Annotated in this window: 2 protein-coding genes; both read right to left on the minus strand. The window is 68.6% G+C overall.

Features of this window, described 5'->3' with window-relative positions:
* Position 1: 1 nt before the first annotated feature.
* Positions 2-13606: a filamentous hemagglutinin family protein gene (locus AC1Q7Q_RS19970; RefSeq protein ID WP_492387201.1), complete on the minus strand. Its 13605-nt coding sequence runs from the start codon at positions 13604-13606 to the stop codon at positions 2-4.
* 1028 nt (positions 13607-14634) lie between these two features.
* A complete protein-coding gene (locus AC1Q7Q_RS19975; RefSeq protein ID WP_492374021.1) occupies positions 14635-15627 on the minus strand; it encodes a FecR family protein in 993 nt (330 codons plus the stop codon).
* Positions 15628-15690 lie beyond the last annotated feature (63 nt).

Here is a 15690-nt window from a genome sequence, read left to right on the forward strand (position 1 = left end):
CTCAGCGCTGGAGATTGCGGCGCTCCGTGGCGCTCAGCTGGCTGAGCTGCGACTCGCTCAGCTCCATCTGGCCCAGCACCTGCACCACCCCGTTGGGGTCGTAGCTGGCCGGCGCCACCTTGGCGCCTTCCCTCGCCTTGGGCGCTGCCTCATCCGCATCCGTGCCAAAGCCGAGCACGCGCACCGTGAAGATCGACGGCAAGCCCTGGCGCGCCGCCGTGCGCTCGCGCTGCAGCGCGTCCTGCGCCGCGCCCACCGCCTGCGAAGCCGCCGCGCTGGCGTTGGTCAGCGCGCCAACGTTCACCGCGGCCAGCACGGGGATGCCGGTGGCCTTACCCTGCACCTGGATGTTCTCGGCGTTGACCACGTGCAGCGCGCCAATGTTGATGTTGCCAGACACGCGGATGCCGGCTTCGCCCGCGTCGATGGTGCCCAGCGGCGCGATCAGGTCGATGTCGCCCGGCGGTACCTCGGGAACCGGGTTGAGCGTGGCGATGCCCGCGCCGGTGTTCGGCGTGGTGGGCGACAGCGTGACCAGGCCGATGCCGTCGTACACACGCCGCTGCGGCGTGTAGACCACGGTGGACTTGGAGCCGCGCCCGGCGTTGATGTCGCCCTGCGCCGACCACGCCAGGATGTTGCCGCCAAAGGTGGTGAAAATGCGGCTCTGCCCCAGCAGGATGCTGTCCCTGGCGTAGATCTGGACCTCGCCGGCGCCCTGCGTCAGCACGCCCGAGCCCTCGCCCGGGACGAAACCGCCATCCACGCCGACCAGCGTGCGCCCGCCTGGCGTCATGATGTCGATGTCGCCGCCGAAGTCCGTATGGATGCCGGCGTCCAGCAGGTCGTACACACCCACGTTGTATGGGTTGCCGGCCGCCTTGTACTCGTCGCGCCGCAGGTAGGTGACGCCCTTGAGCGGCCGCTTGGTGGCTTGCGCCCCGGAGACCGGGGCGTAGTAGTTGGCGCTGCTGAACATGGTCAGGTCGCCCTCGTAGGCAAGCGCGTTGCCCTGCGCGTCATGCGTGGGGAACAGCGTGGCGATGGCCTCGCGGCCGCGCAGGTAGCTGCCTTCGCGCGGGCCACCCGCCTGGTTGTACTCGCGCCCGGCGGCCTTGAGCTCGGCGTAGTACACGTTGCGCAGGTAGGCCCGCTGCTGCTCGGCCGGCAACGCGGCGAAGAACTGCCGCGCGTCCATGCTGGCCGCGTCGAAGTGCAGGCCCAGGCCGTTATGCCCGCCAAAGCGGCCACTCAGCCAGTTGACCAGGTGCAGCTGGCCGGCCAGCCCGTACTCGCGCCGCAGGTCGCGGTTGGGGGCGGCCGCGCCGGCCGCCAAGGCTTGCTGGCGCGTGCTGTCAAGCTCCGCCTGCTTGCTTTGCAGGTAGGCCGGCGCGCCGGCCTCGTCGCCCGCGTAGCCGAACTGGGCGCGCAGCCAGTCAGCCAGCTTCAGCTCGCCGCTGTAGATGGCCACCACCTTGCCCGGCTGGTCGGCAAGCGCGCGGCCCGCGTCTGCCTGGTTGGCGGGATCCAGGTAGCGCCTGGCGAAGGCGTTGAAGTCCAGCCCGTTGCGGCCCACACCCGCCGCCACCGCAATGCTGGCGCCGCTGCCGCGGTCGCCCGGGGTCGCGTTGGCCACCGGCCCGATGCTCTTGAGCTCGGCCCGGTCGGCCATGTACAGGTCGCGCCCGGCGGTGACTTCCAGCAGGCCGGGACCGGCCACGTAGAAGTTGCTCATGCGGATATCGCGGCCCGCGGAGACCACGGACACATCGTCCGCGTTGTTATGCACGATCAGGTTGCCACGCGCGCTGGCATTCAGGACCGGGACGGGCTTCTCGGCAAAGGTGCCGTCGCCGCGGCGAGGAGGAAGGTACCAGCCGTGGCCATCGGCGGGCACGTCTTCGGCCTCGCCCAGCGCTGTGCCCGCGTTGACAAGGTCGCGCCCCGCGCGGATCGCCACCGGTCCGCTGCCTTCATACCAGTTACCGAACGTGAGGGCCGAACCGACGCCATTGGCACGGGAAATGATCGACCCCGTGCGCAGGCCGACGATATCGCCATCGACCGCATAGAAGCGCGCCGGCTGGCTGCCGGGGACCGCGTAGCCCGAGGCCGTGGGTGGCGTGAAACTAAACAACGGGTAGGCCTGGTATGTAACTGCGCCGCCGTTGTTCGCCAGGAACACGCTGGCTGCCAGCCCGTCCGGGCTGATATTGCTCAGCTTCAGCGTGCCGTAGATGATCTTCACCGTGCTGCCGCTGAAAGCGGCGTTGAACGGATTTGGCAGGGCAGTGGGATCGGCGCCAGACTGCGTGATCCCATAGCCCCCGGCGTAGATCGAGTCGGCGGCCAGCAGCTCCAGCTGGCCCGCGCCCATGCGGGCGTATTGCGGCCCCACCGGCGACGGGGCCAGCATCAGCGTGGTGCTGGACTGGACCGGCCGGTTCGTTCCATCGATGGCGCCGGTGCTGGAATTGCCGTAGTAGAGACTGCCGCTGGCCGCCACCGCGCGCAGCACCGACGGCATCATGAAACGCCCGTCGGTCGCCGTATGGTTGCCGGAATAGCCATTGTCCGCCGCCGCGGTGGACGGCGTCAGATTACCGCCCGCGCTGAACAGGTCGATGGCGGTGCCCGGCGTCCACAGCGAGAACCAGGTCCAGCCGTCGCCGGTGTAGCTGGCGCCGTTGGCCCGGAACGGCGTGCCGTTGTTGACCAGCGCCACACGCCCCGGGTCGCCCACGCCGCCGAGCACCAGGTCGCCGCGCGCGTCGATGCGCACGCCGGCATCGCCGGGTACCAGCACCGGCCCGCCGCCGGCGATGGAGGACGTGGCCTTGTACACGTCGTAGGCACGCGATTCGGCGGGATCCGCGCGGTCGAAACGCAGCTCGATGCCGCCCACCGAACCGGCCTCCATGCGCAACGCCCCGCGCAGGTTGACGAAGGTGCTGTTGATATCGCTATATACCCCCGAGTAGCGGGTGGCCGGCGTGACGTCACCTGTCTGCGAGGAGAAGGCGCGCACTTCCGCCACGGGGTTGAGCCCTCCGCCGATGCGGATGTCGAGGTCGCCGCCGCCGGTCAGGGTGAGCTGCTTGCCATCGGCCGAAACGCGGCCCGTGCTGGCCACCGCCAGGTTCAAGCCCTGGCTGCGGGACACAAAGCTGCCGGATGCGGTCATGCGCGACGACAGCATGCCGGCGTCGCCGCCGGCCTCCAGCACCAGGTTGCCGCCGCCCAGCGTGCCGATGCCGGTGAACCCGACCAGGAACGGCGCGCTCGCGAACAAGTCGTAGCCTTCCGTCGGGCCGGCCACATAGCTGCCGAAGTTGACCCACCAGGCGGTGGGCACGCCTTCGCTGCCTGTCACGGCGCTGCCGGTGCCCTGGCGCCACAGCCAGTTGCCAACGGCGGTGGAGCCGACGTGGGCGCGTAGGGCGCCGATCGCGTCGGTCCGGGACTGGTTGCCTCTGACGCCGATCAGGTCACCCTTCACGTCGCCCTGGGCGCGTACCAGCACATTGCCGCCGTGCTCCGGGTACCAGGCGCGGTACAGGCTCTGGCTGCCGCCATCGATATACGGCGCAAACGTCGTGCCATCCGGGCCCAGCAGCGTGCCGTCGAAGGCAGTGGCGCGTGGCAGGTTGTACGCCGCGCCCACGCCGGCGGACTGCGTACCGGCGGTGTAGACGCCGAACGGCGAGGTCATGGTGAAGTCACCGCCCGAGATCAGGTCCAGGTCACCGGTGCCGGTGCGCAGCACGCTGAAGAGCTGCTGCCGGGCTGGCTGCAGCTGCGTCCTGTACACCGGGGGCGTGCCGTCCTTGACCTTGACGACCAGCAAGCCATACCCCAGGTCGTTGAGGTTCTTGACCTCTTGCTCGCCGCCCCATTGGTCCAGGTCGATCGGCGTGCCGGGCTCGATGCCGATAACTTCCAGCGAATCCCCCGCCCACACGTATTCGCCCGGCAAGCCGGTGCCCGGCAACAAGACGTTCGTCGAGACCAGGCCGTAGTGGGTGTCGGCCAGCAGCATGGACGCCTGCTTGCCGTGCGTCTGCAAGGCGCGCGTGTCCGCGGCCTGCGTGTCGGCGCCACTCACCAGCCGCACCGACCACGATTGCGAACCCTCGGGCAGCATCGGCGCCAGCGCCCAGTTGCGGCCCTGGTTGCCGCTGGCGTCCCCTGGGCGCAGCGACACCATGACCGCGTCGTCCGGCAGCTTGACCACCGTTTCGCTCGGGATCACCGCGCCCTTGCGCAAGGCAAGTGCGTTCGCCAGGTAGACCCCTGGCGCGGTCTCCACGCTCGTGCCGGTCTGCGGCAGCGGCACGCCGGCAGGCCAGGTCATGGCCGCCACGCTGGCTCCGCCGGCAAGCCGGTTGCCGGCATCGAGCTGCATGCCGCTGGCCAGCGTCAGCGGCTGCGACAGCACCGTACCCGCCGCTTGCACGACATTGCCTTGCGCATCGCGCACCGCGCCGCCCAGTATCGTACCGGCTGGCAGCACCAGGTCCGCCGCCAGCGTGGCGCGCGCGGGCAGCACCGTGCCGGGACGCAGGCTCACCGCCTTGATCGGCAGGTCGTAGTTGAGCGTGCGGCCGGACAGGAAGAAGGTGTCTTCCGCCAGCGTGACCAGCTGGCCCTGCGGGATGACGACATCGCCGCCCCAGGGCACCCTGCCCTTGACCAGCACCCAGCCCTGATCGTCGGGGGTGACCGGCAGCGCCGAGGCGTCGAAGCCATCGGTCAGGCTGCCATAGACATTCAGGTTGCCGCCCGCGCGCAGCACCAGCGCGCCGGCTTCGCCGGAGCCATAGACGCCGGTCTGCTGCGTGCGCGGGTTGACGCTGGCATAGCGGTAGCGCGACAGGTCGATGTCGCCGTCGATGTGCAGGTCGCCATCCGGCATGGCGCTGACGATCTCCACGCCCGGGCGCAGGTGGAAAGCATCCGCGTAGCCGCGCAGGCCGGCGAGCTTGCGGTTCATCAGGTCGCCGTTGGCCAGCGCATTGCTCATGAACACCAGGCTATCTGCGTGCTTGGCGTCCAGGTAGGCCTGGTTGATGACCTGGTAGGGACGGCCGTCGGCCATCGGATCGGTGCCCCAGGCCGCGTCCTTGTAAGACCAGAAGCCGTTGACCGCGATGGAGCGCGCACCGTCGATGCGCAGCGCGCCGCTGGCGTCGATATCGATATCGTTGCCGGTGGCGCCGCCCAGGCGCGGGGCGTTGAGCTCGACCGTGCCGAGCGACTGTGCGCCTGCGCCGGTGCCGGCGCGCAGGTCCATGCGCGCGCCGCGCTCCAGCGTGAGCCGGCCCGTGCCGGCGTTGATCTCGATGGTGGCGCGGTTGGGCGCTTCGATGACCTGGCCGTAGCTGTCCACGCGCAGCACCGTGCCGTGCGCGTCGAGCAGTGCGCCGCCGCCGATGGTGACGCCGTTGCGCGCGGCCAGGCGGATGCTGCCGACCTGCTCGCCGCTGGCGTCGATGGTGCCGGTCACGGTCAGCTTGCCGCCGTCCACCGACACGCTGACCTCGCGCGCCTTGAGCTCGTCGCCGATGGCCAGGTCGCCCTGCTTGAGCTGGAAGCTGCGGATGCCGGAGAGCTTGCCGTCGTTGAGGCGCTGGTTCAGTCCCGTGAAATCGGCGATATGCTGCGCGCGGATATCCGCCCCGCCGGCAGCAAACGGCACCAGGGTGCCGCCGGCATCGTAGTGGCCGCTGCTGCCGCCCAGCACGCTGCCGCGCAGGTCGATGGTGCCCGCGCCCGCGCCCAGCGCGAGCACGGTGAGCTTGCCCGCGCGGTTCTCCTTGGCGGAAACGTCGATCAGCGCGCCCGCCGCCTGGCGCACGTCGCCGGCGCGGCTTTCCAGCACCACGTCGCCGCCCCAGCTGTACTTGCTGACGTCATAGAAATCGAGCTTGCGCCCGGCCAGGTCGAGCCGCGCGCCGTCGCGCAACACCACGTCGCGCTCGGCGGACACGGTGAGCTTGCCGCTGGGCAGCACTACCGTGCTATCCAGCGCCACACTGTTGCCGTTGAGCGCGATCTCCGCGCCCAGGGCCTCGGCCAGGGCCTTGCCGGACAAGGCCAGCGCGGCGGCACCGGCAGGCGCGGTCAAGCGGATGTCGCCGCCGGCGGTGATTTTGTTGACCGAGCCCGCCTGGCCGGTCAGCAGCGGCGTGTTGAGATTCAGGTTGCCGCCGCTGTAGGCATAGCCCTTGGTGGCGTCGTCCCAGGCGCCTTGCGACTGGTAGACCGCGAGCGACCCCTTCTGGTTGGCGGTGATGCGCTCGCTGGCGTTGAGGTCGACCTGAGCGAAGCCCAGCACCATCCGGTCCATGGCGTGGATGGTATCGGGGCGGCTGTTGGGGCCATAGCCGAACTCGATCTGCTTCGCGTCGACCTGCAGGCGGCCGCTGCCCGTGCCGGCGCCGCCGGTTGCCACCAGCCCCGGCGCATTGGTCGCGCCGTTCCACACCAGGATGTCGGTGTGGATGCGGGCCAGCGCATCGGCACTGCCATAGCCCTGGATGGCCGGCGTGCCCAGCACCAGGCGCGCGAGCGAGGACTTGCCGGTGGCCGGGTCGATGGTGGAGAGCTCCACCGAATCATAGAAACGCAGCGCGTCGCGCGCGGTCAGCGCCAGGTTCTCCAGCGCCGGCGCGCCGGTGCTGGTGTCGCCCTTCAGGAGCCGGTCCAGCACCTCCTGGTTCAGCGTCAGGCCTGGCGGCAGCGCATTGCGCGCGGCCAGGTCCGCCAGCGTCGCCTGGTTGCCCGCGTTGATTGCGCCGACCGACAACACCAGGTTGCGGGTGCCATAGCGTGCCGCGTCGCGCAGGTTGAAGCTCTGGTCGGTCGAGGCAGCGATGGTGCCTTCGGAATACAGCGGCGTGGTGCCGTGGCAGACAGCCCCCGGGCTGCAGGCCCCGATGTCGATGCGGCCCGCGCCCCGGACGGGATCCGCGCTATAGCCGGGAGCCAGCATGTCCAGCCAGCCGTTGGAGACCGCCAGCACGCTGCTGGAGCCCGGGTCGTAGACATAGCCGTTGGTGGAATCCCAGGCCGCCTTGCCCTGCCCCAGCGTATTGATGCCGCCGCCCTGCTCCACGAAGATGCCGCCCGATTTGGTACTAGTCACCAGGTACACCTCGGCGGCCTTCAGCACCGCGCCTTCGCGCAGGAAGATGCTCCACGCCCCGCTATCGAACGTGGCGATGTTGGCGCGTTGCCTGCTGCCGGTGTAGTCGACATAGCGCACTGACGGCAGCCCGCCGATGCCAATGCGCGAGGCGCCGATGGCATTGATATCCGCCGCGTACAGCGAGGTGCCGACAAAGCCCGGCGTCGGCGCCGCGCCGGCAGCCAGGATTTCATAGCTGGTTTCGCCCATCATCAGCGCACTGCCGCCAAAACCGCCTGCGGCGGGCGCATACAAGGTGCGCCCCGCAAAGTGCAGGACGGGTTCATCGCCAGGGGCGCGCGGCGCACTCGGCGCGAAGGACAAGCGCAGTGTCTTGGCGTCCCGCTCCAGCTGGACGCGTGGCACGCCCTCGCGTGCGGCCTGGGCCAGCGCGAAATCCGCGTAGCTCATCTCGTTGTATTGCGAATAGCTGCGCAATACGTCGGCAGGCGTCAGGAAGACCTGGGTAGGCACGGCACTGCGGATGCCGGTGTTGGCCACGCCCAGCTGCGCCGAGGCCGCGTACGAGCCATTGCGCATGGCCATGGCGCCACCGGCCGCCAACGTGCCATGGCCAAGCCCGTTGAGCTCGACGCGGAACGCGCCGGGCAACAAGGCGAAGGTGGAAGGCAACAGCGTGTAGGTGCCAGCGGGCAGGCCCGGCACGCCGGCGCCGATGGTGATCTGGCGGCCAATGGCCGGATCGCTGGCCCCTTTCTCGGCCACCACCGGCGCATAGCCGGGCTGCACGCCCGGCACGATCGCATAGACCGGGTTGGTCGACAGGCCCGGCAAGGTGAAGCCGCCGCGGGCGCCGACCTGCACCAGCGGATTCATGCGCGCGTCCACCGAGCCACCGCGCCCGGCGAGGAAGGCCGCGCCGGTGAGCGTGCCGCCACCGCTGAGGTCCAGCACCGCGTCCTGCCGCACGTCGATCGTCTTGCCGGCCAGGGTGATGGCCGGGCCATTACCCACGCCGTTGAACGCCACGTCCTTGCCGTCGTGCAGGTAGCTGAGCCCGTCGAGCGAGCCGCCATAGGGCATGACCAGGCCGTTGGCGCTGATCGAGCTCACGCTGCCCGGCAGCAGGTTCAGGTGCTCCGTCACAGCGCCATAGCCCACCGATCCCAGCTCGAGGTTGCCCAGCGGCGCCCGCACCACGCCACCCTGGTTGATGGTCGGGGCGCGCAAGGTCAGGCGGCCGAAGACGGAATAGGGCATGGCGGGCAGTTCATCGCCCACGCGCTCGATGTTGAGGTGGCGCGCCGGGTCGAATTCGCGCTGGACGTTGCCGTAGTTGTCGAGAAAACTGCGCTGTCCGACCGTCACCGAACCACTGTCGCCCATGCCCGGGTAGATCTGCGCGGCCGCCAGCGTGAGGTTGCCGGGTACGCTCAGCGAGGCGGCGCGGTACATGCGCATGTCGCCGCGGCTGCGCAGGGTCGTTTCGTCGAAGGCACCTCGCTCCACCGTCAGCGATGTGTCAGCGTTGCGTTTAATGACGCCGCGCACGCCGAGCTGCGTGGCTGCCACCAGGTCCAGCAGATCCGCCTCGACTTGCAGCCGGGTGCCTTGCGACACCAGCGGCACGCCCACGGTGTTCACAGTGGGGTTGGGCATGTAGTAGAAGTCGGGCGGAACACGGGTCGTGCCGGCCAGGCGAACATAGGGCGCGGCCAGGCTGACCTGGGTGCCGGCAGCGGCATGCTCCGCCAGCGCGATCGCGCCGGTCGTCAGGCGCAAGCTCTGCCCTACGGCCAGGTTGACGTTGCCATCGAAACTGATCAAGCCGTTGGCCAATAGTGCAACGTTGTCGAACCCACCCGCCCCGATGTGGTCCACGCCAATGCGCCCGGCGCCGTAGGCCAGGGCGGCATCGCGCTCGCCGGGCCGCAGTCCGGCCGCCAGCGCGGTGGCGCCCTGCGTTTGCGCCACCACCAGCTCGCGCGCGGCCCGCACCGCGTCCTCGACGCTGGGGCTCTTCTGGGTATAGTTGTCCACCGGGCCGTAGGCCGGTGTCTCCAGGTTCAGCGCCAGCGTGCCGCCGGCGGCGCCCTGGCCGCCGGCGGCCGCGCGCAGGCTGCCGTCCAGGAACAGGCCGCGCAAGGAACTCAGCGCGATGACGCCACCGTCGCTCGCCACCTGCGTGGCGCCCAGCCCGGGCAGGTCCAGCCGCGCGGAAGCGCCAGAGGCATCGATGCGCGCGCCCGGCCGAACCACGACGAAGGCGTCCGCGGCGTCGATCTGGGTAGCGTCCAGGTTATGGCGCGCACCGATCTCGATCGTGCCACCCTGGCCCACCTTGCCATATACGTTCCCGCGCGCGTCGACAGCGGTGACCGCGCGCCCGGCGGCATCGAGCACGGCGCCGTTGCCGATCCAGATCGACATGGCATCGGCGATGCCGTTGGGCCGGTCCGCCTGGTTGCCGGTGCCAAGCTTGCCCGGCAGCAATGCGATATTGCCGCCCCAGGCGTTCAGCGTGCCCTCGACGGTGATCTGGCCATTGCCCTGCAGGGTCAGCGCACGGCCCGGATCGACGGTCACGGTGGCGCCCTGCCCGATGACCAGCGGCGCCTGGGTGTAGACAGAACCGGCCGACAATGCCAGGTCGGCGCCGCCGCGCTGGGTCAGCGTGGCCTTGAGCGGGTCTTCCTGCCACAGGGGCGGCAGCCAGCGCTCCAGGACTTGCGCCGGATCGGCGCCACTTGCCACCGCGTGGCCCGCAGAGGCGTCAAAGCGCAGCACCGGCATCGCTACCGCCACGTTGGCATCCCGGGCGACCTGCACGCCTTGCTGGGCGGCCACGGCGTAGCGCGAGAAGCCGCTCTGGAACACCTCGTTGCCGATCACCAGCAGCGGCTTGACCGCCACCGCGCCCGGCAGCTTCGTGCCGGCCAGCAGCCTGGCGCCCTCGGCGAGCACCACGTCCTTGGGCAACGGCGTGCCGGCCTGCAGGGTGCTATTGAACTCGGGCACGGGGATGCCGTTGGGAAAGACGTCCGCAGGCACCACGTAGCCCGGTGCCAGGTCGCCCGATGAGCCTACCAGCACGGTACCGGCGGGGGCGATGTTGCCATTGGAATAAAAGCGGCCCTTGTCGTCGATGACCGCGAAGTTCCAGGTCGTGCCGCGCGGCACCAGCCACGGCGCTTGCAGCGTGACCTTGCGCGTCGCGCTGAACAGCGGGTTGCCTTGCATCGCCTGGCCCGGCGCCACGGTGTCCGCCGCGTAGGTGAAATCGCTGGGCAGCACCGTGCCGGCCGGCAGCGTGACCGACTGCGCCAGCGTCAGGTTGACCGATACCGACTGGCCCGCCGGCAACAGGCCGCTGTCGGCCAGCAAGCCGCCGCCGATGGCAATGCCCACGCCGGTATCGATGGTGAGCGTACCCCCGCCCTTGACGCCATAGCCGCGTAGTTCGCCGTTCATCCGCAACGCGCCGGAACCTTTGCCAGCGACGTCGTTCTGGTTGGACAACAGCGTGATATTGCCGCCCCGCCCGCCTTGCACCTTGTTGCCGGCGAGCAGCGCCGCGCCCGACGACACATCCAGCACGCTGCCCGTGCCAAGGGTGACGTCGCCAGTGCTGCTGATGGTGATCGCACCACCGTTGACGTAGGGCAGCCCGCCGATCCGGGTGAAGTCCAGTTCGAGGTTGGACCACAGCCCGCGCCCATCCAATGTGACACCTTGCCCCACCGAAACGCCGGGCGTATAGCCCTTGGCCGGTAACGCCGCCACCGGCACATCCAGCCAGGCGCCACCGGCGCTGCTGGTGTACTGATTGATCATGTTGCCCAGCGCGATGCGGCCGCCGCGCGCCGCGAGGTCCGCCCGCACATCCACCTGCGTGGCATGCAGCGCGAGGTCGCCGCCCGCGGCCACTTGCACGGGGGCGCCAACGTCGATGCCGTCCCTGGCGTAGACCTTCAAGGCGCCCAGGCCTAGCCCGTTGATCCACCCGGCATCCAGGCGCAACTTGCCCTTGCGCTCGTCGGGCAGCGCGTCCGTCATGGCCAGGCCATCCGCGATGCCTTGCACGACGTCGATATCCACCTGTTTCACCAGTGCCTGCGGGCTGTCGCGCAGCATGCCGGTCTTGCTGTCGTAGATCGGCGTGAGCTGCCCGACGATCAACTGGCCGGCACGTGGCGCGGCGATCTGCGATTGCTTGTAGCCGTCCAGGCTGCCATCCCGCGCGTCGCGCTGGCGATCGCCCTGGAATACCGTGGTGTCGATATGGCCTTCGAGCACCGCGGACTGCGTGCCAACAACCACGCGCCCGGCATCGCGCCCGACCGTGTAGCCGTTCTCCAGCCGCTCGCCCGGCGCGATCAGCGGGCTGAGGAAGTATTCCGTGGTGTTCTTGCCCCAGCGCGCGTGCGTGTTCTCGAAGCCGCGATACAGCCCGGTGTAGAGGTTGTCCGCAGGCGCGGTAGCCAGGTTATACAAGCGAGCGTCAGCTCCCCTGAGCCAGGTCTGCTTGATGATGCCGCTCTGCACGTTCAGCGAACCGCCGGAGACGTTGATGCCGGACCCGGCCTGCGTGACCAGCTCGCCGCCGCTGAAGGCCACGGTGCCGCCCTGCGCCGCCCATTCGCCGATGCTGTGGCCGCCGGTGCTCAGGTAGCCGCTGACTTCCAGCAGGCCGCCGCCCGTGTACATGCGCTCGGTGGCATAGCCGTTGGTGCCCGCGGCGACGCGCACCAGGGTGCGGCGGTCGATCCAGATATTGGCGTTGTTGAGCAGCTTGCTGTCGCGGTTGAGCGGGGCGTCGCGTTGTTCGTTGCCCTGCACGTTGATCATGACGTTGTTGGATTCCATCGCCACGCTGACGCCCACGGCGCCAGCCACGTCGATCGCGGCGCGGTCCGCCACGCGCGTGCGGCGCACGGCGCCCACCATTACCTGGCCGCCGGTGGCGAGCGTCATGGAGTCGGACTGGAAGTCGACGTCGCCGCTGGAATCGATCTTCACCAAAGACTGGTCGCGCCGGTTGTAGGCGCCATCGCTCGGCCGCGCGGAATCCTTGATCAGCGCATCGCGCTGCGCATCCAGGGCGGTTGCGTTGCTGTCGTCGAGCAGGATCGCGCTGACGCTGCCGGGCGCCAGGATCACCCGGCTCTCGGCGTCGCCTACGGCTGTGAGGTGCAGCGTGCCGCGCGTGTTGACCGAGGTGCTGGCAAGCGCCACGCCGGACTGCTCCACGCTGCGGCCAACCAGCGTGATGTCGCCGGTCGCCGCCTGGAGAAAGCCGCTATTGCTCACGCGGCCTGCCAGGCTGCCGGCGTTGCGCTGCACGCTGACCTCGTTGCCGCGCGTGCTCGAATCCTGGTTGGCATCGGTGCCAACGCCCTTGCGGATGATAAAGCTGTCGCCGGCGGCCAGCGTGACCTGCCCGCCAGGCGTGGAGATGGATCCGTGGTTGTGCGCTTCGCGCCCGGCCAGGAGTACATAGCCGCCACCTTCGGTCACCGACTGCGGCTTGCGCGTTGCGATGCGCGCGCCGGCCTGGACGATCACGTCGCCCGTGGCATTGCCGTTCGATGACGTGCTCGGGGTGCTGACCAGGTCGTTGGCAAAGGTCGGCACATAGCCGACGCCCAGCGCATCGCTGTACAGACCCTTGCGGAATTGCGAATCCGTCATGCCCGCTGCTGCCGCCACCAGGTTGCGCGTGTCGACCTGGCTGCTGCCCGAGAACAGGATGCCGTTGCGGTTGACGATCATCACCGTGCCGTCTGCCTTGATCTGCCCCTGGATCTGGCTGGGCCGCGCCTGCGGATCGTTGACGCGGTTGAGCACCGACCAGCTCGGCTGCTGGTCGAACTGCACCGTGGTGTTACGCCCGACGTTGAAGGTCTCCCAGTTCAGGATGGCCTTGTCCGCGGTCTGCCGGACGGTAACCTGCGTCCTGCCGTCGACGACCTTCTGCCCGGTTTCCTTGTCCAGCGGCCTCGCATTGATCCAGCCCGCAGTGAGGCTGTTGGTATCCACCTTCAGGCCGCCTTCGGCCAGGCCATCGGGCACCGACGCATCGTTCATCGCGGCCTGCCGCGCGGCGGCCTGCGCGGCCTGCATGGCAGCAATGCCGCGCGCCGCCACGTTGAGGTTGTCGATGGAGCGTTGCAGTTGTTCGTTAGCGCGTTGCTGTTGCGCCTGCGGGTTGGTCAGCGATGCGGCGGGCTGGCCATTGGGCAGGCGGCCGGTTGCCGCCGCCGTGTCCTGCATCATGTTCTTTTGCGCCATCCAGGCGCGGCTGAAGGCTTGTTGCGCATGCGCGCTGTGCATGCTGCCACCGGCTGCCACGAGCAACGCGATGGCGTGGGCCAGGGGTCGGATCGTGAGTACCGTTCTGCTGAATCGCGTTGTCTGTCGCGAGGGCATCTTCTTGTAGTGAACGCGCATGTTCATTCTGGCTTCCATTCCCGTCTAGCTCATTCGGCGTGGCCCGCTCGCCCGGCATTGCCCGGCATTGCTTGGCGAACAGGCACTGCGATCATGTCCATCGATGGCAAGCGCCGTCGATGCTCCTGGGATCTAGACCGTTGGGCGCGGGGGAATCGGCAAGGTTTTATTTGAAGATTTCGTGACAGGGGGATAGGGGGGGTTATTGGGGGGGTTATTGGGGGGGTATTGGGCGGCTTCTGGTTGCTGTTGGCGTTTGGGGGCGGGGTTTTATTGCTTCTAGCTGCTGGCGCGGCTGTACAGTATTGGCTGTTTTAGAACGTGTGAGATGTCACTTTTCTTTACTCGTAAAGAAAAGTAACCAAAAGAAAGCGATCCTTGCAGGAGGCTGGCTTTTCTGGGTTGCGCAGCCCGGTGGATTCGTCGTCAGGCCCCGGGTTCTAACGGCCTCGTGCCGTTACCGGTTTAAAGGACCACTATCCAGCAAATGACGCTGGTTTCGTGGTGAGGCTGCTCGGTAGCGGCATCCCTGCTCGTTCACACATCTGCCGGTACCGGTCCGAAGCGCCACGATATATCACACCATGATGGTTTCGTGGTGGGGTGGGCGCGGTGAAGAGATTCTTCGGGCCTATCAAATCGGTGCCACCGCGCCCACGACGGAAACGGGACGCCTGCAACTTCGTGGCCGGTCACTCCGCGAGCGATAGACGGCTTGAAGTTCGTGGTGGCCGCTACCGGGGGGGGCCACCACGAATCCCTGGGCATTGGCTGGGGCGTGATGATCTAAACTGGTAACGGCACGAGTCCATTAGCACCCAGGGCCGTACGACGAAACCATTGGGATTCCCAATGACGCCACGCCAGCCTCCTGCAAGGATCGCTTTCTTTTGGTTACTTTTCTTTACGAGTAAAGAAAAGTGACATCTCACACGTTCTAAAACAGCCAATACCGTACAGCCGCGCCAGCAGCTAGAAGCATTAAAACACCGCCCACCCACGTCAGCAGCAACCAAAAGCCCCCTAAGAAACACCTAACTAAGCAACACAATCCCCCCCGGCAACGACCGCACCTCCAACCCAAGTGAGCGCTGTATCTGCGCAATCGCCTTATCCAGCGACCGAATCTGAAACCGCCCCGTCACATGCCTGCCTGCCGCCCGCTTATCCAACAGCACCACCCTGCCCGGCCGGTAGCGATTGATCTCCTCAACCACCTCATGCAATGGTGTATCGGCAAACCGCAGGTAGCCATCGCGCCACGCCGGCATCCATGTCGGATCGACATGCACGATGCGCCCGAGCGCAGCACTATCGTAGGTGAGTTGCTGCTTGCCGCTCAGCGTCGCGATGCCTGCGCCGTGCGCCACCTGCACGGTCCCCTCGACGCAAGTCACGCATACACCGGCAGGCGTGACCCGCACTTCAAACCGCGCGCTCTGCGCAAACGCGCGCCCCGGCCCGGCGACAACCGCGAACGGCCGCGGCGCGTTCAAGGTATCGACAGCGGCTTCGCCGGCGATCAGGTCGATGCCCTGCACACGCCCCGCGCCGGAGCGCACGGCAATACTGGTGCGCGTATTCAGCTCGACGGTGACATCCTCGGCCAGCGCCAGCCGGCGTTGCTCGCCGGTCGCGGTGCGGTAATCCGCGCGCATCTCCTCCACGGAAGGCCACAGGCCCAGCGGCGGCCGGATGACGGCCACCGTCGCCGCGGCTGCCGCCGCGCTCATGGCGCCGCCGAGAAATGCACGCCGCTGCCAGTTCGGCGCGCGCGGCGTCCCGGCAAAACGCAGGCTGGCCGGGTTGCGGGCCACCACCAGCTGGCTGGCCTCGCCCAGCTGCGCCCATCGCTGCCGTGCCACGGACAAAGCAGCCCGGTTGGCGGGATCGGCCATGCACCAGCGCCGCAGCGCGGCGCCGTCGGCCTGCGTCATCTCGCCCGCCGCCACGCGGCGCACCCAGGCGAGCGCCTGCCGCTCGATCGCGTCGAGCGTGCGTTCCGGTTGTCGCGCAGGAATCATCATTCGTATCATGGCATCAAGCGAGCCGCCACCGTGGTTTGCCCATGGACATAGACAAGACGGTTG

The organism is Cupriavidus sp. GW823-FHT07A04 (assembly GCF_058794615.1).

What these genes read in the sequence shown, in the direction of transcription:
- AC1Q7Q_RS19975 (WP_492374021.1), bottom strand. Translation starts at nt 15,627, where the DNA reads ATGATGATTCCTGCGCGACAACCGGAACGCACGCTCGACGCGATCGAG.
- AC1Q7Q_RS19970 (WP_492387201.1), bottom strand. Translation starts at nt 13,606, where the DNA reads ATGAACATGCGCGTTCACTACAAGAAGATGCCCTCGCGACAGACAACG.